We start from the raw sequence: 21,030 nt of genomic DNA, 5'->3' as shown, positions 1-21,030 counted from the left end.
TCTCTCCTAACTGCTTACATTTGATTTTTTATTCGGTAAACATAAGCTAAAATTTCTGCAACTGCTTTGAAAAATTCTTCCGGAACGGCATCGCCTATTTCAGCTGAGTCATACAGGGACCGGGCTAAAGGACGATTTTCCACCATAACCACATCGTTCTCATTGGCAATATATTTAATCTTCTGCGCTAGATAATCAACGCCTTTCGCCACTACATAAGGCGCATCCATTTTATTCTCATCGTATTTAAGTACAATGGCAAAGTGAGTAGGGTTTGTAATTACCACATCTGCTTCCGGAACTTCCTGCATCATGCGTCTCATGGCCATTTCACGCTGTCTCTGCTTAATTTTGGATTTAATCAGAGGATCACCTTCGATGTTTTTATGTTCATCTTTTAGATCCTGCTTTGACATTCGAATATTTTTTTCAAAATCATATTTCTGATAAAGAAAATCGAATAGTGATAAGAATAATAACGCTAGTGAAGCAGCGATTCCCATTTGCACAGTTAAGCTCGCCATCGTCGCTAATGAATCCCCCACTGATTTAAACGATAAGCTCAACACTTGATCAATATTCATCCAGAGAATGACAAAGGTGATTGCCCCAACAAATGAAATTTTTAAAATGGATTTTAATAGTTCAACAATTGCTCTTAAAGAAAAGATGCGCTTGAACCCTTTAATCGGATCAATTTTTTCAAGCTTCGGCTCCAGCGGTTTAGTTGTAAACATAACTCCTACTTGAATATAATTCGAAAACAATCCGGCAAGTAAGGCCACTAACATAATCGGCCCGAGGAGTAATGCAAGCTCTTTCATAATGTCCATGGTTATGACTTGAACCGTATTCTCTGTCAGTTCCATCAGCATGTATTCCTGAAAGGTTTGATTAAAGAGATCGAACACAATATTCCCAATATATGAAGCACTGAAGGTAAGGAACAAAAAGACGGCAAGGAGAATAATTGCTGTATTCACATCCTGGCTTTTGGCTGTTTGTCCTTTTTTCCGTGCATCATCCCTTTTTTTCGGAGTCGCTTTCTCCGTTTTCTCCCCACTGAAAAACTGTAGGTCTAATGATAGCCACTTCAAATTATGTGCCTCCAATAATTTTCATTAAATCTCTCATGGTCACGAACATCATTTCAAAAAGCTCCTGCATGACAGCAAACATCACTCCCATTACAATGAACAACACGATAAATGCAACGGCGATCTTGATAGGAAACCCTACGACGAAAACGTTCAACTGCGGTACAGTACGAGCCACAATCCCCAAGGCCACATCTACAAGGAACAGCGTTGCGACAACAGGAATCGACATTTGAAAAGCAATGATGAACATGGAGTTAAAAGATGTCATAACATAGTCAATTAATCTCTCATCTCCAAAAGGTATCCATGGACTATCAATCGGGATCAGCTGATAACTGTAAAAAATTCCATCCAGGAGCAGATGATGACCATTAAGAGCAAGCAATAAAAGAAGCGCAAATGTATATAGATATTGACCCATCAAGGGGCTTTGTGCTCCCGTTTGGGGATCGATCACATTGGCAATGGCAAACCCCATTTGAAAATCTATAAACCCACCGGCTATCTGAATGGCCGTAACAATCATATAGGCAACAAAACCGATGAGAAGTCCAATCATGGCTTCTTTCATAATCAACAAAAAATAGTGGCCGTTGATTTCAAATGCCTTAGATTCAATCGTATAGTACATGACCCAGGAGAGTACCACCGAGAACGCGATCCGATGTTGTGCAGGTATGTTACGGTATGAAAACAGGGGCATCGTAACAAAAAAAGCCGAAACCCTTACAAACACTAGTAAGTATACCGATAGAATGGGTACAAGCTCTTCCATTCTATTACCCTACGAACCTTGTTAAATCTGAGAAGATTTGTGAGGTATACGTCACAAGCTTCGTTAACATCCAAGGTCCAAAGAAAACAATCCCAATCAAGACCGCCACGATTTTAGGAATAAACGCAAGAGTTTGTTCCTGTATTTGAGTTGTTGCTTGAAAAATACTGACGATCAATCCTACTACAAGGGCTAACAGCAGTAATGGACCGGAAACGATGAGAGTTACATATATTCCACGCTCCGCTATCGCGATAACAGATTCAGCATTCATTGAAACTCACCTACTTAAAAACTTTGTAAAAGAGATTTTATTACTAAATACCAGCCATCCACTAACACAAACAGTAAAATCTTGAAAGGCAATGAAATCATAACAGGAGGGAGCATCATCATCCCCATGGACATCAAGACACTCGCTACCACCATGTCGATGACTAAGAAAGGAATAAATATCATAAATCCTATTTGAAAAGCCGTCTTAATTTCACTTAACGCAAATGCCGGCACTAAGGATGTAAGAGGAATGTCTTCCACAGCTTCGGGTCGATCAGCCCCGGAATATTGTAAAAACAACTCTAAATCCTTTTGTCTTGTGTGCTTACTCATAAATTCTTTAAACGGGATCGAAGCCTTGTCATAAGCCTCCTCAAGATTAATCTCTTCGTTAAAAAGAGGAGTCAATGCTTCATCGTTTACCTCTTGAAAAGTTGGAGCCATGATAAAAAACGTAAGAAATAAAGAAATTCCAATCAATACCTGATTCGGTGGCATTTGCTGTGTGGCAAGAGAAGTCCTGACAAAGGATAGGACAATCATGATCCGGGTGAAAGATGTCATTAAAATCAGAATACTGGGTGCCAGGGAAAGGACGGTAAATAGTAAAAGCAGCTTAACACTTGTCGATACATTATCTGCAGAACTACTATTAAAAAACTCCATGAATTCATTCATCAGAATGATTCTCCTTATTCTTTAAATCCTTGAACATCTTCTTTCTTCCCTTTTTCATTTCCTCCAGCTGTGATTTCAACTGTGATTGAAATGAACTTGGAGAAGACGCAGGAGAAGGTCCTTTTACCCTTGTCAACCAACTGGAAACGGCTGTTTTGGCATCAGGAAATTGAGCTTCCTGATAATAGGATAGTATCTCTTCTTTCTCTTTTTCATCCTGAATCTCTTTCAGAAGCTGAATATCTTCTCCCACACCCAATACAAGTACTTGCTTGCCTACCTTAACAATTTGGACAGAACGATTGCCCCCGAGTGGCGTTCCACCTAAATGATTGATTAATTTCGTCTGTTGAAAGGATCTTCCTTTTTGATTGATAAATTTCAATAAAAAATATATGAGCGCAACTACAAAGATAAGAGCAACGATCATTTTAAGATAATCCAAAAAAGTAACCGAGGTAGCAGCGCCTGAGGTGTCAGCCTCATTATTTTGCTGCTCATTGCATTTCTCTGGATGTTCTATGCAGTCCTTGACATTATTCACTTCTGCAAATGCTGTTAAATTCACAGCATTTGCAGTAATGATAAAAACAATAAGACTCACTAGAATTTGAATCTTCTTCAATACATGCACCTTCTTACTAATCTGTTAGCTTAGAGCTTTTTGAATGGCTTCGATTACACGATCGGCCTGGAAAGGTTTAACGATAAAATCCTTTGCACCCGCTTGTATGGCATCAATCACCATTGCTTGTTGACCCATTGCAGAGCACATAATAATTTTCGCACCGGCGTCTACTGCTTTGATTTCCTTTAAAGCTGCAATACCATCTTTTTCCGGCATCGTAATATCCATAGTGACAAGGTCAGGTTTCAGTTCCTTGTATTTATCAACAGCTTGACTTCCATCGGCAGCCTCTCCTACTACATCAAACCCGTTTTTTGTTAATATATCTTTAATCATCATTCTCATAAAAGCCGCATCATCTACAATTAGAATTTTATTAGCCATTATCGTCATCCTCCATCATCGTCTAGGTTATTTAAGTTTTTTAATACGATCACTTTGACTTACAATGTCCGTAATTCTGACACCAAAGTTCTCATCTATCACTACTACTTCTCCTTTAGCCATCAATTGACTGTTTACAAGGATATCAACCGGTTCTCCCGCTAATTTATCAAGCTCTATTATGGAACCAGACGATAACTCAAGTATGTCCCTGACAGATCGGTTCGTCCTTCCGAGCTCAACCGTAACCTGCAAGGGAATATCAAGTAGCATATTCAAGTTTTTTGCTTCTTGTTGTCCCAAAGTTGTCGGTTCAAAATTACTAAACGTAGCCGGTTGGACATTTACGGTCTCTCCATGCACCCCATGTCCCCCGAGATGCTGAGGAGAGGCGTGCTGGTGGGAAGTACGGACAGGTTCCTCATACATACCGCTATAAGCAGGCTCTGGTTGTGGAGCACTAGGAGATTCCACGCTTGGTGCAACCGCTGCTGCAATTTCTTCAGTGGCTCCACCATTCATTAATTCATCCACCAGACTCTTGGCAAAATTCAAGGGCAAGAGCTGCATAATGCTCGAATCAATGAGATCTCCGATTTTCAATGAGAAAGATACTTTTACTAATAGATCTTGATCAGGAAGGTTTTCTTCTCCTTCTCCTTGAGGTATGTACATCAAATCGATGGAAGGTGGTGAAATATCCACTTTCTTACTAAATACCGTAGACATGGAGGTTGCAGCAGACCCCATCATTTGATTCATAGCCTCCTGAACGGCACTAAGCTGAATTTCCCCCAAATCACCCGATGGGTTCCTTCCATCTCCTCCAAGCATCAAGTCAGCGATGATGGATGCATCTGATTGTTTGATCACCAACAGGTTCACTCCTGAAAAACCCTCAGTATATTGAACTTGAATGGCGACATACGGATGAGGAAATTCCTCTTCTAAATAATTTTTATCAATAATCGTTACTTTAGGGGTCGTAATCTCAACCTTCTGATTGAGCAAAGTGGATAAAGCCGTTGCAGAACTCCCAAAGGAGATGTTCCCTATTTCACCTAAAGCATCCTCTTCCATAGAACTAATGTAATCATTACAATTTATCTCTTTGCGCTCTTCTGTTCCCTCTTCAGGCTCTGCAGACCCACGGAGCAACGCATCAATTTCATCTTGTGATAACATATCATCACTCATCATCGTCGTCTCCCCCCTTCAACGAATCTAAAATTTGTACGGCCAGTTTCTTGTTTGACTTCCCTGGCTGAGCTGTAAATTTAGGAATATCACCCACTCTGATCGTTAATGGATCATCGATTCGGGTGTTCATTTCGATTACATCACCAATATCCAGCATAAGGAACTCTTCAATAGAAATATCAGATCGTCCTAATTCAGCTACAATTGGCACTTGAGCTTTCTTGATTCTTCTTTCAAGATGTGCCGTTTCTTCCGGCTTACTCTCTTTACGTTTGCTTTCCATCCAATAGCTTCCTGATAATTTCGGAAGGATCGGCTCCAGAACAACGTGTGGAATGCAGATGTTAATCATTCCACTTGTTTCACCAATCGTTGTGTTTAATGAAATAACCACAACCGTTTCATTTGGTGACACCATCTGAAGAAATTGCGGGTTCACTTCAAATTCCGCAAAAAGCGGATCTACATCAACCACAGTGCTCCAGGCTTCCCTTAAATTCTCAAACGCCTTTTCAAAGAGCTGACTCATAATTCTCGTTTCAATTTCGGTTAAATTCTCTACTTTGTTAACGCTGACTCCCCTTCCACCCATCACCCGATCCATCATCGAATAAGCAATATTCGGGTTGATTTCCATTAGGATCCTTCCATCCAATGGAGGTAATTCATAAACGTTTAAAATGGTCATTTTCGGAACGGAACGGATAAATTCTTCGTATGGGATTTGGTCAGCAGAAGCAACATTTATTTGAACATAAGTTCTTAATTGAGCAGAGAAATATGTAGTCAAGATCCGGGCGAAGTTTTCATGTATTCTCGTTAAACTTCGGATTTGATCTTTAGAAAACCGTAAAGCTCTCTTGAAATCATACACTTTCACTTTTTTCTCTTCTTCTTCTTTTTTGAAATCATCTGCGCTCATCTCTCCTGTATTGAGAGCTGACAAAAGAGCATCGATTTCACTTTGAGATAAAATTTCACTCGCCACCACTTCACCTCCAAACACTCGTAATAGCTTTCTTATTGAATCATCATAGAGGTGATATAGACCTTTTCTACCATTCCTTCTTGCATAAGGGAGTTTACCTTGTCTTTAACCTTCGTTTCGATCATTTCTTTCCCTTTTTTCCCTTGCAGTTCTTCTGCTTTCAATTCTGAAAGCTCTTCTATGATGATGTTATTCACTTGAAAATCTCTCTTTTCCAACTCACTTTTCGCTTTTTTACTATCCGTTTGAATCTTAAAGGAAATACGAATGAAATCATTACTCATTAAATTGGTTGTCGTCTCCGGTATGTCCACCGAATTTTCAATTACTTCTTCAATGGAAGGCTCTTTCGTTTCTTCATCTCCTGAAAACTTCAGAATGACAACTAACGCAATCACACCGACAAGTGTAATCGTAACTAACAAAATCATCATGATTGTCAGGGCTTTACTCTTCAACTAATACTCCCTCCCTCATGGGGCAGGCTGAGTAAATTTGTTTTTTGAAAGAAAGTAAGGGTAAGGGAGTCAACCTCGTCCACCGTTTCTTTCACAACATATCGTCTGCCATTTGTTAATAGAATCGTAGTGTCCGGAAACGCTTCTACTGTTTCTATGTATAAAGCATTCAACGTAAACGGCTTTCCATTCAGTCTGGTTAAAGTGATCATAAACTTCAGGACCGACATTCATCCTCAGATTCAACCTAATGTAAAACCTCTAACGTGTCAGTCCCTTCCTCCTTTTTAACGAATTAACGTTTCAAGTTTACAAGCTCTTGTAGGATTTCATCCGACGTTGTGATGATACGTGTATTTGCCTGGAATCCACGCTGAGCCGTGATCATTTCAGTAAATTCTTCGGATAGGTCCACGTTGGACATTTCAAGGGCACCGGACTGAAGTGCCCCTCTCCCGTCTCCAGCCAATCCCTGGTTTGGAAGACCTGAGTTATTTGAAGCCTGGAACAGATTATTTCCAGCTTTCGTCAAACCACCCGGATTAGAAAAAGTAGCTAATGCCAGTTGACTTAAAACTCTCACTTCTCCATTGGAAAATACTCCGTTCACTTCACCAGAAGAACCTATGTTGAAGCTTTCAAGGTACCCTTCTGAGTTTCCGTCAACAGTATCTACATTAGCGGAGGATGAGCTATCGAACTGTGTGATCTTAGAGAAATCCATATCAATCATTTGGGTAGGATTTGCACCAGTTTGATTATTTAATGTTATTGGGAAAGGGACTTGAGAAGTTAATTTACCTTCTTCGTCAAAATTTAAAACGGCATTTTGACCATTGCTGACTGTAACGTCATCGGTCAGACTGGATATTGTAACTTCCCATTCATTTTGACCTGATTTCTCCATCACTAACTTAATACTAATATCTTTACCCAGTGAATCCTTCACCTTCGCTTCAAGCTCCACTACAGTACCATCGACTGCACTAGACTTTAAGTTCCCATTGTAAGTAGCCTCGCTCGTAGCCTGAGGTGCCATTGTGGTATTAGTATCAATTTTGATATCAGTCGCAGCACCCTGATTAACTACACCGTCACCATTGACCGGATACCCCTGTACAAGATTTCCTTGACCAGTTACAAGGTTTCCATTTGAATCTAAATAAAAGTTTCCAGCACGGGTGAACATTTCGTTATTTCCTTGTCTTACAACAAAAAATCCGTCACCCGAGATGGCTACATCCAAGGATCTGCCTGTTGTTTGCAGACTTCCTTGAGTTTGAATCGTATCAATGGACGACAAAGATGCCCCAAGTCCCACTTGCTTTGCATTTTGACCTCCACGATTTTCGGTTGCTCTACTTGCACCTGAAACGGTTTGGTTCATTAAATCCTGGAATGTGACACGCCCTTTTTTATAGCCGTAAGTATTTACATTTGCAATATTATTTCCGATTACATCCAGTTTTGTTTGAAAGTTTTTCATTCCACTGATACCCGAATACATTGAACGTAGCATGAATTTTTCCCCTTTCTTATTAGCTGCTTCAATCAGTCCACAGCTACAGGCCTCCATAAAAGGTCCAGCCTATGAATCTATTAATATCGTTCCATTAATGTTGGTGAAAATCTTTGAATGTGCTTCCTCACGGTCTAAAGCAGTAATTACCGTTTTGTTTTTAGCACTTACGATTAACGCGGCGTCTTTCAAAATCACCAGTGAATCCCCGACACCCTTGGTTTTTGCTTCATTAATTTTCGCACCTATCTTCTCCCATGTTCGGGGAGAAATAGAAATCCCCCGTTGCTCCATCCTTACCTTTGCATGTTTGCTAATCTGTATGTGAGGTACATGTTGAATTGCCTTATCTAATTGGGCAGCAAATGATGATGCACTTGAAGGTTTAGAAATAGATTTCGTATTATTATTTGGTGCAATAGGTTGTGGTGAACGATGAAAGAATGTCTTTTCCATACAATCCACTCCCTAAGATTCAATTTTAATTAACTTATCACTGGAAATTTTGTCCCCTTCTTTTGTATGAAACCAAATGAGTGAATCTTTCTTTGAAACGGATTGAACAATTCCGCTCATCTCTCCATCTTCACTATTCCATGTTACGCTCTTTCCTATTAATAAAGATGCATTAACGAGAGAAGCTTCCGGGGTATCCGTCGTATTCATTTGTGAAATATTCCCGGGAGTCAGGATTGTTCCGTCCTCCATGATGAATTCAACAGAGTCACCTTTAAAGCGGACTCCTTTTACGAACCCCTGTCCTTCTTGTATTTCGGGTGCATCGCCAGCTTCTGATTCTATGATTTTATGCCATGTAACTTGTTTACCAACAAACTGATTGTAAGAGATCAATTGTGATTGACTTTGGTTATCCACAAATTTCTCCATTGTTTTTGTCAGGTTCGTCATCTGCTCTAATGATGAAAAGGTAGCCATTTGTGCGATGAAATCTTTGTCCTGCATCGGATTTAACGGGTCTTGATTCTGTAATTGAGTCATCAGGATTTTTAGGAAGTCATCTTTTCCCAAAATATCCTTACCGCCTTCACGTTGTTTTGTTTGGACGGTGGAATATAGTAAGCTCGGATCGATTTTCGTCATATTATCACCTATATTTCGGTATTTACGAGATAATCCTTAAAGGATTGAGTTCTTTCTTCATCCTGGCTTCCTCCCTGGTTGGGTTGATTCTGCCTTTGCTGTTGTGAGGACTGTTGTTGTGACTGCCCTTTAGATTGCCGCTCAGCATCTGTTAACGCCTGTGAGATTTCTATCTTCTCTACTTGAAGGTTCTGCGATGTAAACGCATGCTTTAATCCTTGAATTTGAGAATCAAGCATTTCTTTCGCAGTTGCCGTCGAAGCTAATATTTTTGCGGTCATCACTCCGTTTTGTTGTAGAAGTTCGATCCTTAATGAGCCCAGTTGCTCTGGGTATAGCTTGATCAACAGCTTACTCATGCTCGGCTGTGACAGCATTTGAGATTTACTTATGATATTCTGAAATTCTTTCACAAATTGTTCATATTGAAGGGAGCGATTTCCAAATGAGAGACTCATGGAAACGGATTCTGTTTTCGGAAGAACAAAGTGTATATGGTTTGCCTGAATCTGTTGAATACTTTTCTTCTCCACTGTGACCCCTTCTGTTGAGGACTGCTTTTCCATTGTTTGCACAGGTGCCTGGCGGTGAAAAGCATCTTTTAATACCTGGGACCAATCCTTACTATGATTAAACTCCCTGGCCAAGGATGCATCTACACCCTCTTGAACCATCTTCATCATGTCTTTTAGCTCGGACGTTTTTGATGCTTCCACCACAAGTAGGTCACGGTTAGCTGCCAAAAGTTCAATGACCTTTACAAGTCTGGTTACATCTTCTATTGGTCCTTTTCCACTTAAGACCCCCACCTCATTTTTTAATGCGGATTGCAGCAGTTGCATCGTTACCAGCAGAATTTCATGAAGATCCTCTGCAATATCATCTGATGAATGCAAGGATTGCTCAGTCCCAATAAGAGCGGATTGAAGCTCAGAAAAAAGTGTTTTGACCGTTTCTTGATCCACACCAACTATTTCAGCGATTTGTTCAAAGTCAAGTTCATTTAATCGGGATAAATCTTCTAATTGTCCGCTTGATAGCCCAACTTCATCAAGCTCTGTTGCACGTAAGATGCCTGTCAGACTTACAAGAAGAGATAGTGTCTCGGGATGTTTTACTTCTTCCCTTTCAACAACATGATTCGATACAAATCCTAATAGTTTCGAAAACCCATCCATTTCTTTCTTGGAAAGCGTTGTTTCCTTTCTCATCTCCATGGGAGAGTTGGGAGCCTGGGTGCCTATTCCGATTTCCACTTTTTCACCTCCTCTCAAAACCTAGCCTATCATTCCACCGTAGAGAGCAGCTCCGTGTATCTGGCAGCATCTTCCGGGGGCATTTTTTCTAAAATATCTGCTAGAGTATCAGGTTTGATATTTGATAGAATCTTCATTGCTTCATCATCATCCATGTTCATCAGAACTGGAGCAGCACCCTTTGCTGACATGGATTCAAATGTATTGACTACCTCTTTAAAGGCACGTTTGTTTTCTTCACCAATCTGCCGTAATTCTTCAAGCTCTTCTTTTTGCTGTTGAATGGTCGCTTGCAGTTGTTCATTATCACTGTCTCTTTTATCTACTTCATTTTGAAGCTGGGCAATTTTCGCTTCTTGATCTTCGATTGAAGCTTGAAGTGAAACCATTCGCTCATGTAATTCGTCTGCTTCCCGGGCTTCATTTGAAGGAAGGATATTAGCTAGAAAAGGGATATCCGAGCTGAATGATTGCGCTTTTTCAAATACATTGATGCCTGCAGCTGTCATGATTACGAGAGAGAAGGTTATAGTAAACAAGAGAGGAATGAAGATGATAAACACAACTCTTTGAAAACGACTGGACTGATCTTTGTTTTCCTCTTCGATCACCTTTGCCATGAAATCACCTAACTCCCCGTTTCATATATTGAACGACTGATACTTCATCTAATTGTTTATTTTCCAATTGTTGATTAGTTTGTAAAAAGCGATGGAGATCGTTCTCTTTCATCTTTTCGTATTTCTTTACTTCGACGTTCATATCTACAAGTTTTTCTTCACACCAGTTCATCCGGTTCCTTGCTTGCATCACCAGGTCCTGGTAATAAGAAATAGTTCTTTCAAGATTGGTGAGGAACTGTTGATGATGACGAATATGTTGTACAGATAAACCATTTTGCAACTTGGTTTCTTGATGCATTTCGAGAGTTTCTTTCTTTTTCAGAAACTCATAAAGCTTCTCGGCAACTTTTTCAAACTTTTCAATGGAACCCCTGTACATTTCCTGCACTTCATCTTTTTCTTTTTCCTTTAACGTTAAAATACGTTGAAACCTGTATTGATAACTCACTCGATTCATCCACCTTTTTCCGAAAGCATAATAAGTTCATCAACACTTGCAGGGAGAGAAACCTGTTCGTATACTCCCTGTTTCAAGAAGGAGATGATACCTGGATAGTATTGGATGGCTTCATCTACCTCACGGGAAGTACCCTTTTTATAAGCACCAATCTGGATAAGATCCTCAGAGTTCATATAAGTACTTAATAACTCTCTTATCCTCGTTGCGGCATGTAAATGTTCCATAGATGCCAGATGATTCATTAACCTGCTCACACTTTTTAAAATATTGATAGCCGGATATTGACCTCTGTTTGCGATTTGACGGTCAAGCACAATGTGACCATCCAGTATCCCCCTAACAGTGTCTGAAATAGGCTCATTTAAATCATCACCATCAACCAACACGGTGTAAAATGCTGTTATGCTCCCGAGTACATTAGTACCTGTTCTTTCTAATAGTTTCGGTAAAATAGCAAATACAGATGGCGTGTAACCTTTAGTGGTCGGTGGTTCCCCGACCGCCAATCCGATTTCCCTCTGAGCCATCGCTACCCGTGTCGCGGAATCCATCATGAGCATGACGTTCATTCCTTTATCTCGAAAATATTCCGCAATGGCAGTCGCCGTAAAGGCTCCTTTAATCCTCATTAGTGCAGGTTGATCTGATGTGGCTGCCACAACAATCGTTCTCTTTAATCCTTCTTCTCCTAAATCTCTTTCAATAAATTCCCTTACTTCCCTGCCCCTCTCACCGATTAACGCAATTACATTTAAATCCGCTTTCGTGTTTCGGGCAATCATTCCAAGCAGTGTACTTTTTCCTACCCCACTTCCAGCGAATATACCAACCCTTTGACCTTTTCCTACAGTCAGCATGCTGTCGATGGCTTTTACACCAACCTCCATTTTTTCGTTAATGGGCGGTCTTGATAAAGGATTGGGAGGGTCTTGTTCTGTATATGTCGTACTTAAACCATTCGGTAAGTGACTTCCATCGAGAGGGTGTCCCAGGGAATCTATCACCTTCCCTATTAAAGATGGACCAATTTTGATTTCTAAAGACTTTGCGGTACCTTCTACTAAACTGCCGGGAGAAATATCCTGCATATTGGTATAGGGCATGAGGATCACTAAATCATCATTAAACCCTACCACTTCTGCTAGAATCACTTTTTGTTTGCCTCGGGAGAAAATATGAATATGACAGACTTCACCTACTGAACTTTCAGGTCCTTGAGATTCGATCATTAACCCGACAACCCGCTTTACCTTTCCAAACCTTTTGAAAGTTGGAATCTGGGGGATATGGTGAATTAAATCTGCTGCTTTCATTCAACATCACCTTCCAGAAAATGAAGAAGCTTCTGCTTTAACTCTCTTAATTGGGAGTCCACACTCACAATGACACGACCCTGGTTGGTTTCTATATAACATTCCTCAGGTCGAAGATCATCATTTGCATAGATAAAGCACTGAACTTCCGTGGGGAACATGACATCAAGCTCATTTTTATTTTCAACTAAAAGCTTATGCTTAGTCGGATGAACATGAATTTGAATGTGAGGCAGATTCCTTACCTCCTTTAATCCGCGTTCCACGATCGAAAAGAAATGATCGGGTTCTTCCTGGAGTTTCCGATTCATGATCTTCTCAGCACATGTAATCCCTAAGCTGACAATGACTTTCTCTGCATTTTGAATATAGTCTTGATACTGTTGTTTATTTCTCTCAGTCATCTCATTGGCTTCCGTCAGTCGCTGATGATATTCTTGATAACCTTTGTTTCTACCCTCTTCTTCTCCTTGAAGAAATCCGGCATTATAGGCTTCCTGCATGAGTTGTTCGCGTTCGACCAACCACTTTTCTTTCTCACGTTCAATCTGTCTTTGAGCATGGAAAGTCATCTCTTTCGCTTCTTCGATTATTCGAGCCGCTTTATCATTCGCTTCATCTATAATGTGATTTCCCTCGGCCTGTCCGTTCATTTCTAAGTCATTGTATTCATGTTGCTTGAATTCTTCTATTTTTTTCACCCTTTTAAGGGATATCAGTTTTTTATTTTCATCAATGGTTCGCGCAATTGAGGATTTAATGATTCTAGACAATAATATCGTCTCCACCACCACGGGCTATGATGATTTCACCGGAATCCTCTAACCTTCTTATCACCGCTACAATCCGTGACTGTGCTTCTTCTACATCCCGTAATCGAACCGGCCCCATGAATTCCATTTCCTCTTTAAGGGTTTCCACCATGCGATTAGACATGTTTCTAAATACCACTTCTTTCACCTCATCACTTGATACTTTAAGGGACAGGAGCAGATCTTCGTTATCACAATCGCGAATGACACGTTGAATGGAACGCCCATCAAGGGTGACAATGTCTTCAAACACAAACATTCTCTTCTTAATTTCCTCAGCTAATTCAGGATCTTGTATTTCTAATGCATCCAGAATGGTTTTCTCCGTAGAACGATCTACCCCATTCAGCACTTCCACTACCGCTTCAACTCCACCCGTCTGCGTATAATCCTGGGTCACAGTAGCCGAAAGCTTTCTTTCAAGGATGGCTTCCACTTCACTTATCACTTCCGGGGAAGTTCCATCCATGATTGCGATTCTCCTGGCAATATCTGCTTGAACTTCTTGAGGAAGTTCAGAAAGTATTTGGCCAGCTTGCTGTGGTTCAAGATAAGATAGAATTAATGCAATCGTTTGAGGGTGTTCGTTTTGTATAAAGTTGAGAATTTGAGCAGCATCGGCTCTCCGTGCAAAGTCAAAAGGCTTTACTTGTAAAGATGAAGTTAATCGGTTAATGATCGCCAATGCTTGTTCTGATCCGAGTGCTTTTTCTAATACTGTTTTGGCATAGCCAATTCCGCCCTGGGAGATATAATCTTGAGCAATGGCGATTTGGTGAAATTCTTCTAAGATATCCTCTTTCGCTTCAGTCTCCACCTTTTTGACTCCGGATATCTCTAACGTTAACTTCTCGATTTCTTCTTCTGATAAATGCTTGTATACTGATGCGGATACATCAGGACCAAGTGAGATCAGGAGGATGGCTGCTTTCTGTTTTCCCGTTAAACCTTTCTCTCTTCTAACCATATTCATCCCTCCTATTCCTCTGATAACCAGGTCCGTAATAATTTTGCAAATTTTTCAGGCTTTTCTTTGGCCATTTTCTCAAGTTGTTTCCGGCGAATCGTTCCTTCTGTTTCTTCTTTAGGTTCAATTTCAGGTATATGGACTGGCTCCCTTGTTTCTTCGAATGTCATTTCTTCTATTTTTTCTTTCTTTCTAGAGCGAATCAGGAAAAATAGCAGCAGTACAATGACAATAAGAAGTATTCCACCAACCACATAGGTCCACCATGGGAGAACAGATTTCTCTTCAGATGCCATATCGACTTTCCCATTAAATGGTTGAACCGAGACGATCACTTTGTCTTCTATTGCTTCGTCTGTCAATTCAGGGTTGGCTTCCTTATCAATGGAAGTTCTTACAATGGTCGATAATACTTGGCGGATATCATCCACCCTGTCTTGTGGCAGGGAATTAACCTCATCAGGATTTGGCGGTTCCACCATAACCTGAATCCCAAGATCCCTTATTTTATATGGGCTCTCAACTACTTCTTTACGGATACGATTGACTTCATTGTTAATCGTTTCCTCCATTCGTTCATAATCACCATTTGATTCTGAACCGGAACCATAAGTATCCCCTGTATTTGTTGGCTCATTAGCATCACCGGCTCCAGGTGTCCCACCAGGGTTTGCCCCTTCGCCTGAGAAGGTTTCAGTAATACGCTGTGCGCTTACGGCTATTCCTTCCATATTTTCTTCATCCACTGGTGTTACAAGGTTTTCTTCACGGTTTTCCTGGGTAAAGTCAATATCAGTTGAAACCGATACAACCACTTTTTTAAATCCAATCAATGTGCCTAACATATTCTGAACTTGACGTTGTATATCACGTTCAATTTCTTTCTTGACATCCATTTGTTGAGCAAAGTTGCCTCCACCCATGGAATTATTTTGAGATTCCAAGTCAAAATACTCAAAAAATTGATTCATGATGACGATATTCTCAGTAGGGAGATCAGGAACACTTTTGGAAACCAGATGGTAAAGTGATTTAATCTGCTTTTGATCCAATGTGAAACCAGGATTTGTATTTAATACAATCGAAGCTGATGCTTGTTGAATGTCATCATTTAAGAAAACCTGCTTTTCTGGAAGATTGATCATGACTTTAGCATCCTGTACCCCTTCGATTCCTTTCATGAGTTGAGCAAGTTCTGTTTGCATCGCATCCAGCTTCAATACATTAAATTCATTATCAGTCATACCAAATCCAGCATTTTGACTGAAAAAGGAGTAATCAATACTCCCCGAGTTAGGAATTCCTTCTGCAGCCAATTCAACCTTCAATGTATCTACTTGTTCTTTAGGAACCATGATGGTTGATCCACCATCGGATATCTCCGATTGGATTCCTCTACCATCGAGATTTTCTTTTATAGTTCCCGTTTCTGAAGGTGATAAATTACTGTATAGGGGAACAAGAGTCGTTCTTGTTGCAAAGAAGCTCAAAGCACTAATCAGAATGACTGTAATCAGAAAGGCTGCTCCCATACTTATTTTCTGTTTTTTTGTTCTGCTTGCCCAATAAGACTTTATCTGTTCTATATATTTCTTAAACGATTCATTCATTACAATCCTCCGGTACATGACTGAATGAGTCTACTACATTGGCATTCTCATTATTTCTTGGTAGGCTTCTACTACTTTGTTACGCACTTCCATGGTCGTTTGCAATGTGATGCTTGCTTTTTGTGAAGCGATCATCACTTGATGAAGATCAACATTTTCTCCCCGTACTAGCTTCTCGGTCATTTGATCTGATTGAACTTGCTTAGAATTCACTTCGTCAATGGACTGTTTAAGTAATTGACTGAAATTCTCCGTAGCTTCTGAAGGAGATACATTTTTTTTTGCAATTGACGGACTAAAAACTCCAGGATTAATCGAACCTATATTATGTATTGCCATAAATCTATAACCTCTTTCTATTTACCGATTTCCAATGATTTCATTAACATCGCTTTATTCGCATTAAATACGGTTACGTTTGCTTCATATGAGCGAGTGGCCGAAATGAGGTCAACCATTTCCCTTAATGGATCAACATTGGGCAGCTGCACATACCCCTCGCCATTCGCATCAGGATGTTCTGGATCGTACACCATTTTAAATGGTGTTTCGTCATCTTCTTCGATTCTGGAAACCTTTACTCCGCTTCCAACATTGTGATTGTCTCTTGTGTTCATGGCTTTATTTAAAAATGATGAAAATTGATTTTCCTTAGGTGCCATCACAACAGATTTTCTTTTATATGGCTGCCATTCTCCTCCAACCATTTCTCCTCTTGTTGTGTCTGCATTGGCCATGTTTGATGAAATGACATCCATTCTTAAGCGCTGGGCAGTAAGGGCAGATGCTGTAGTGTTCATACTTGTAAATATCGCCATGATTATTCACCACCCCTTACAACCGTTTGAAGACTGTTAAACTTACCATTTATTCGATCTGTTAAGGCATTAAAATAGATTTGATTCGAAGCCATTTCTGACATTTCCTGATCTAAATCCACACCATTTCCATTGTGATTATATTGATAAGCTGTTTTTGTTTTAACTGCTGGATGTTGACTACTTGAGTGAAAGGTGAAATGTCGTTGATCCGTTTTTTTTGCCTCAAGTTGTTGAACTGAATGGTCTAGCATTGTCTTAAACTCTACTTCTTTTGCTTTATAATTTGGAGTGTCGACATTAGCGATATTTTGAGAGATCACTTTTTGATTTAACGAGGCGTAATTCAGTCCTCTTTCCAGAGTTGTGAAAGTGTTGGAAAATAATTTCACTTTAGGCACCTCTATCCGTTTTTTTGACAAGATACTACTATTTTTTACAAATTTAGCATGCAACAGTATTTATTGTAATGTTTAGCAAGATTAGTGTCTATGAATATTCCGTAAATTTTCAAGAATGAGGGCGAAATTCAAAGAATTCGTGACTTTTAATCTATATTTAACCCTTAAATTACCAAGGATATTTTACCAATTTAATGTGAATTTTTCTAGTTTTATTACATATATGTTACACATGCATATATTTGCCCGATTCGTTTTCTTATGAATGAAATCCATCGTTATTGCGTTCAAGATGGTTTTTTCACCTTATTTCACTCTTTTGCACACGAAAACCTTCCAAGAGGTGAATATCATCATATTACTCACTCTGTCATCTAAATTAATTAAATTGTCGAAAATAGTCGTAACATTGTTGTAACCTTATTGTACTATTCGTGCCATATATGACAATACCTTATGAAAGATTACCAATAGTCCATAAGACTTATTTTCCCCAAACAATCAGACATTTTCGCCCATTTGTACTACAAAAGCGGAGGGGCTTTGCCCAGAGGCGACAAGCATAACCCAAGCCCACCGGAAAGGCGCACTTTGCCTTTTTGGTGGGCTTGGGTTATGACCTCGAGCCTCTAAGCCCCGGAGCTGGATGACACAAAAGCGGAGGGGCGGCTTCAGAAGCAAGCATTATGGTAACCAAATAAAAAAGCTGTTCCCCATTTAACAGGGAACAGCTTTTCATTGGATTAATTTGTACGGAGCTTATCTAACTCAACTAGGAATTTATTGTTTAATACTTTAATGTAAGTACCTTTCATTCCCAGGGAACGAGACTCAATTACTCCCGCACTTTCTAATTTACGAAGAGCATTGACGATTACTGAACGGGTAATTCCCACTCTATCGGCAATTTTAGAAGCAACCAAAAGACCTTCATTACCATTTAACTCTTCAAAGATATGCTCAATCGCTTCAAGCTCACTGTATGATAAAGAACTGATCGCCATTTGCACGACAGCCTTGCTTCTAGCTTCCACTTCAATTTCTTCCGCTTTTTCACGAAGAATTTCCATTCCTACTACTGTTGCACCATATTCACCAAGGATGAGATCATCATCTTCGAAGCTTGCTTCAAGACGGGCAAGAATCAATGTACCCAGTCTCTCACCTCCACCAATAATAGGAACGATTGTCGTCAGCCCATTTTTGAAGAATTCTCTATTTTCAACAGGGAAAGCAGTATATTCACTGTTAACATCCAGGTTTGGAGAAGTTTCTTGAACATTAAACAGGTTTTGAGTATACTCCTCAGGGAATTGACGATCAGCAAGCATTTGTTTCATTCGCTCATTTTCAATTTGCTGATTAATGGCGTAGCCAAGTAATTTCCCTCGGCGACTTACAACGAATACATTTGCTTCAATGACCTTGCTAAGTGTTTCTGACATTTCTTTAAAGTTTACTGGTTTACCCGCTGCTTTTTGCAGCATAGCATTAATTGTTCTTGTTTTACCTAATAAATTCATTACATTTCCTCCTACTACAACTTAAGTGTATCTATTATTAAATTTTGTATTCTGATTGATTCATCTATCTTTACCCAATAGAATGAAGGTGAAAACTTATAGAATAAACTGACTCAGATCCTTATTCTTTGCAATGGCGCCTAACTTATCATCCACGTACTTAGGTGTGATATTAATCGTTTCCAATGTAATATCCGGAGCTTCAAAGGAAAGGTCCTCAAGAAGTTTTTCCATAATGGTATGAAGTCTTCTCGCTCCTATATTATCCGTGTTCTGGTTTACATCATAGGCAATTTCAGCAAGTCTACGAATAGCATCGTCAGAAAATTCAATTTGTATACCTTCTGTTTCCATTAACGCAATATATTGTTTAATAATTGCGTTATCAGGTTCAACGAGTATACGCACAAAGTCTTCTGTAGATAGCTTCTGAAGTTCCACTCTGATTGGGAAACGTCCTTGTAATTCCGGTATAAGATCAGATGGTTTACTCATGTGAAAAGCACCTGCCGCAATGAAAAGCACATGATCAGTTTTTACAGAACCATGCTTTGTGACAATCGTAGATCCTTCTACAACAGGAAGGATGTCACGCTGAACCCCTTCTCTCGAAACGTCGGCAGAAGATTGGCCAGAGCTCTTGCTTGCTATCTTATCAATCTCATCGATAAAGATGATTCCTGATTGTTCTGCACGCACAATTGCCTCCTGGGTTACTTCATCCATATCAATAAGCTTTTGAGCTTCCTCATTTGTAAGAACGACTCTCGCTTCTTTCACCTTTAATTTACGTTTTTTCTTTTTCTTTGGCATAAAGTTGCTCATAGCATCCTGCATATTCATGCCCATTTGTTCCATACCGGAGCCTTGAAGCATATCGAACATGGAGGGCTGCTGCTCTTCTACTTCAATCGTGATGAACTCCTCTTCAAGTTCACCATTTTGAAGCCTTGTTTCCACTCTGCGCCTTTGCTCTCGAAGGGAAATCTCTTCTTGCTTTTCTTCCTCTTCTTCCGAAGTGTCCTGAGTCTGATTACCACCAAAGATCATTTCAAATGGGTTTTTGTAAGAAGTGGACTTTTTCTTAGATGGTACAACGAGTTCCACTAAGCGGCGGTTGGCATTTTCAGCTGCTCTTTCACGCACCCCTACCATTTTCTCCTCTTTCACCAGGCGGACAGACGTTTCGACTAAATCTCTCACCATTGATTCCACATCGCGTCCAACATAACCGACTTCAGTAAACTTAGTAGCCTCTACTTTTACAAAAGGAGCTCTGACAAGCTTCGCAATCCTTCTGGCAATCTCTGTTTTCCCGACCCCGGTTGGTCCCATCATTAAAATGTTCTTTGGAATCACTTCATCCTTTAATATATCAGAAAGAAGGCTACGTCGATATCGATTTCGTAATGCAACAGCGACCGCTCTCTTTGCATCTTTCTGTCCTACAATATATTGATCGAGACGTTCAACAATTTGCCTTGGAGTTAAGTGATCAGTACTCTTCATCAAATGGCACACTCCTTACTTTCCCTATAGTGTAAAAAGAATATAAAAATTTCAATCTGATGATTAATGTTTACAGCTCTTCAACAATAATTTGGTTATTTGTATATACACATATATCAGCAGCAATTTGTAAGGAAGACTGAGCGATTTCCCTTGCAGATAAATGGTCACCTGCGTATTGTTTTAAAGCTCTTCCAGCTGATAATGCATAATTACCACCTGATCCAATGGCTAAAATCCCATCGTCCGGTTCAATGACTTCACCAGTCCCGGAAATTAGCAATAAGTGATTTTCATCCATTACAATCAACATGGCTTCAAGCTTTCTTAAGACTTTGTCGCTCCTCCATTCTTTAGCTAATTCAACAGCTGCTCTCGGGAGATTCCCATTAAATTCCTGAAGTTTCCCTTCGAATTTTTCTGATAATGTGAATGCGTCGGCAACAGATCCGGCAAAACCTGCTAATACTTTGCCATTAAATAGCTTCCGGACTTTTTTTGCTGTATGCTTCATCACAACTGTATTACCAAATGTCACCTGTCCGTCCCCGGACATCGCACATTTGCCTTCATGCTGTACGGCAAAAATAGTGGTTGCGTGGAATTGTTCCATATCCTGACCTCCAACTCT

At 39.9% G+C, this 21,030-nt stretch carries 26 protein-coding genes; all 26 read right to left on the bottom strand.

Going from position 1 to position 21,030, the window contains the following annotated elements:
- Nucleotides 1-14: 14 nt before the first annotated feature.
- The gene (gene flhB / locus ACYH0O_RS10400; RefSeq protein ID WP_482632167.1) at nucleotides 15-1,097 is read right to left on the bottom strand and encodes a flagellar biosynthesis protein FlhB; all 1,083 of its coding nucleotides are present in this window, start codon (nucleotides 1,095-1,097) and stop codon (nucleotides 15-17) included.
- Nucleotide 1,098: 1 nt separating this feature from the next.
- Nucleotides 1,099-1,875 carry a flagellar biosynthetic protein FliR gene (gene fliR, locus ACYH0O_RS10395; RefSeq protein ID WP_149155520.1) on the bottom strand — a complete coding sequence of 259 codons (777 nt, stop codon included), beginning with the start codon at nucleotides 1,873-1,875 and terminating at the stop codon, nucleotides 1,099-1,101.
- Between the two features lie 4 nt (nucleotides 1,876-1,879).
- Nucleotides 1,880-2,149: a flagellar biosynthesis protein FliQ gene (gene fliQ, locus ACYH0O_RS10390; protein WP_044337389.1), complete on the bottom strand. Its 270-nt coding sequence runs from the start codon at nucleotides 2,147-2,149 to the stop codon at nucleotides 1,880-1,882.
- A 14-nt stretch (nucleotides 2,150-2,163) separates the two neighbouring features.
- A complete protein-coding gene (gene fliP / locus ACYH0O_RS10385; protein ID WP_482632166.1) occupies nucleotides 2,164-2,829 on the bottom strand; it encodes a flagellar type III secretion system pore protein FliP in 666 nt (221 codons plus the stop codon).
- Nucleotides 2,822-3,454: a flagellar biosynthetic protein FliO gene (locus tag ACYH0O_RS10380; protein ID WP_482632165.1), complete on the bottom strand. Its 633-nt coding sequence runs from the start codon at nucleotides 3,452-3,454 to the stop codon at nucleotides 2,822-2,824. Before ACYH0O_RS10380 ends, fliP begins: the two co-directional genes overlap by 8 nt.
- A gap of 24 nt (nucleotides 3,455-3,478) precedes the next feature.
- On the bottom strand, nucleotides 3,479-3,841 hold the full coding sequence (locus ACYH0O_RS10375) for a response regulator (protein ID WP_113968213.1): 363 nt from the start codon (nucleotides 3,839-3,841) through the stop codon (nucleotides 3,479-3,481).
- Nucleotides 3,842-3,868: 27 nt separating this feature from the next.
- On the bottom strand, nucleotides 3,869-5,041 hold the full coding sequence (fliY, locus tag ACYH0O_RS10370) for a flagellar motor switch phosphatase FliY (RefSeq protein ID WP_482632164.1): 1,173 nt from the start codon (nucleotides 5,039-5,041) through the stop codon (nucleotides 3,869-3,871).
- Nucleotides 5,031-6,029 (bottom strand): flagellar motor switch protein FliM, encoded by a 999-nt coding sequence (fliM, locus tag ACYH0O_RS10365; RefSeq protein ID WP_482632163.1) that lies wholly within the window; start codon nucleotides 6,027-6,029, stop codon nucleotides 5,031-5,033. Before fliM ends, fliY begins: the two co-directional genes overlap by 11 nt.
- 32 nt (nucleotides 6,030-6,061) lie before the next feature.
- On the bottom strand, nucleotides 6,062-6,487 hold the full coding sequence (gene fliL, locus ACYH0O_RS10360; protein WP_149155514.1) for a flagellar basal body-associated protein FliL: 426 nt from the start codon (nucleotides 6,485-6,487) through the stop codon (nucleotides 6,062-6,064).
- Nucleotides 6,484-6,699, bottom strand: a complete 216-nt coding sequence (locus ACYH0O_RS10355; RefSeq protein WP_482632541.1) for a flagellar FlbD family protein — start codon at nucleotides 6,697-6,699, stop codon at nucleotides 6,484-6,486. The genes fliL and ACYH0O_RS10355 overlap by 4 nt, the downstream gene beginning before the upstream one ends.
- An 83-nt stretch (nucleotides 6,700-6,782) precedes the next feature.
- Complete coding sequence (locus ACYH0O_RS10350) at nucleotides 6,783-8,006, bottom strand: flagellar hook protein FlgE (protein ID WP_482632162.1); 1,224 nt, start codon at nucleotides 8,004-8,006, stop codon at nucleotides 6,783-6,785.
- A 69-nt stretch (nucleotides 8,007-8,075) separates the two neighbouring features.
- Nucleotides 8,076-8,462 carry a TIGR02530 family flagellar biosynthesis protein gene (locus ACYH0O_RS10345; RefSeq protein ID WP_482632161.1) on the bottom strand — a complete coding sequence of 129 codons (387 nt, stop codon included), beginning with the start codon at nucleotides 8,460-8,462 and terminating at the stop codon, nucleotides 8,076-8,078.
- A gap of 12 nt (nucleotides 8,463-8,474) precedes the next feature.
- On the bottom strand, nucleotides 8,475-9,107 hold the full coding sequence (gene flgD, locus ACYH0O_RS10340; protein ID WP_482632160.1) for a flagellar hook assembly protein FlgD: 633 nt from the start codon (nucleotides 9,105-9,107) through the stop codon (nucleotides 8,475-8,477).
- 8 nt (nucleotides 9,108-9,115) lie between these two features.
- A complete protein-coding gene (locus ACYH0O_RS10335) occupies nucleotides 9,116-10,363 on the bottom strand; it encodes a flagellar hook-length control protein FliK (protein WP_482632159.1) in 1,248 nt (415 codons plus the stop codon).
- Nucleotides 10,364-10,392: 29 nt separating this feature from the next.
- Nucleotides 10,393-10,983 (bottom strand): MotE family protein, encoded by a 591-nt coding sequence (locus ACYH0O_RS10330; RefSeq protein WP_482632158.1) that lies wholly within the window; start codon nucleotides 10,981-10,983, stop codon nucleotides 10,393-10,395.
- A 4-nt stretch (nucleotides 10,984-10,987) separates the two neighbouring features.
- Complete coding sequence (gene fliJ / locus ACYH0O_RS10325) at nucleotides 10,988-11,434, bottom strand: flagellar export protein FliJ (RefSeq protein ID WP_482632157.1); 447 nt, start codon at nucleotides 11,432-11,434, stop codon at nucleotides 10,988-10,990.
- A gap of 5 nt (nucleotides 11,435-11,439) precedes the next feature.
- Nucleotides 11,440-12,759: a flagellar protein export ATPase FliI gene (gene fliI / locus ACYH0O_RS10320; RefSeq protein ID WP_482632156.1), complete on the bottom strand. Its 1,320-nt coding sequence runs from the start codon at nucleotides 12,757-12,759 to the stop codon at nucleotides 11,440-11,442.
- Nucleotides 12,756-13,532, bottom strand: coding sequence for a flagellar assembly protein FliH (gene fliH, locus ACYH0O_RS10315; RefSeq protein ID WP_482632155.1), 777 nt, complete (start codon nucleotides 13,530-13,532; stop codon nucleotides 12,756-12,758). Before fliH ends, fliI begins: the two co-directional genes overlap by 4 nt.
- A complete protein-coding gene (gene fliG, locus ACYH0O_RS10310) occupies nucleotides 13,525-14,538 on the bottom strand; it encodes a flagellar motor switch protein FliG (RefSeq protein WP_482632154.1) in 1,014 nt (337 codons plus the stop codon). The genes fliH and fliG overlap by 8 nt, the downstream gene beginning before the upstream one ends.
- Nucleotides 14,539-14,549: 11 nt before the next feature.
- On the bottom strand, nucleotides 14,550-16,148 hold the full coding sequence (fliF, locus tag ACYH0O_RS10305; RefSeq protein ID WP_482632153.1) for a flagellar basal-body MS-ring/collar protein FliF: 1,599 nt from the start codon (nucleotides 16,146-16,148) through the stop codon (nucleotides 14,550-14,552).
- Between the two features lie 33 nt (nucleotides 16,149-16,181).
- Nucleotides 16,182-16,487 carry a flagellar hook-basal body complex protein FliE gene (gene fliE, locus ACYH0O_RS10300; RefSeq protein WP_482632152.1) on the bottom strand — a complete coding sequence of 102 codons (306 nt, stop codon included), beginning with the start codon at nucleotides 16,485-16,487 and terminating at the stop codon, nucleotides 16,182-16,184.
- A 17-nt stretch (nucleotides 16,488-16,504) separates the two neighbouring features.
- Nucleotides 16,505-16,966: a flagellar basal body rod protein FlgC gene (flgC, locus tag ACYH0O_RS10295; protein WP_482632151.1), complete on the bottom strand. Its 462-nt coding sequence runs from the start codon at nucleotides 16,964-16,966 to the stop codon at nucleotides 16,505-16,507.
- Between the two features lie 2 nt (nucleotides 16,967-16,968).
- Entirely contained in the window at nucleotides 16,969-17,358 is a 390-nt protein-coding gene (flgB, locus tag ACYH0O_RS10290; RefSeq protein WP_482632150.1) for a flagellar basal body rod protein FlgB, read from the bottom strand.
- 752 nt (nucleotides 17,359-18,110) lie between these two features.
- On the bottom strand, nucleotides 18,111-18,890 hold the full coding sequence (codY, locus tag ACYH0O_RS10285) for a GTP-sensing pleiotropic transcriptional regulator CodY (protein ID WP_149155501.1): 780 nt from the start codon (nucleotides 18,888-18,890) through the stop codon (nucleotides 18,111-18,113).
- 96 nt (nucleotides 18,891-18,986) lie between these two features.
- On the bottom strand, nucleotides 18,987-20,399 hold the full coding sequence (hslU, locus tag ACYH0O_RS10280) for an HslU--HslV peptidase ATPase subunit (protein WP_426891353.1): 1,413 nt from the start codon (nucleotides 20,397-20,399) through the stop codon (nucleotides 18,987-18,989).
- Between the two features lie 70 nt (nucleotides 20,400-20,469).
- Complete coding sequence (gene hslV, locus ACYH0O_RS10275; RefSeq protein ID WP_426891306.1) at nucleotides 20,470-21,012, bottom strand: ATP-dependent protease subunit HslV; 543 nt, start codon at nucleotides 21,010-21,012, stop codon at nucleotides 20,470-20,472.
- Nucleotides 21,013-21,030: the final 18 nt, after the last annotated feature.

The sequence above is a fragment of the Rossellomorea sp. H136 genome (assembly GCF_056838065.1).
The sequence above is the reverse complement of the archived record's forward strand: the minus strand, read 5'-3'. Positions and strand labels throughout refer to the sequence as shown.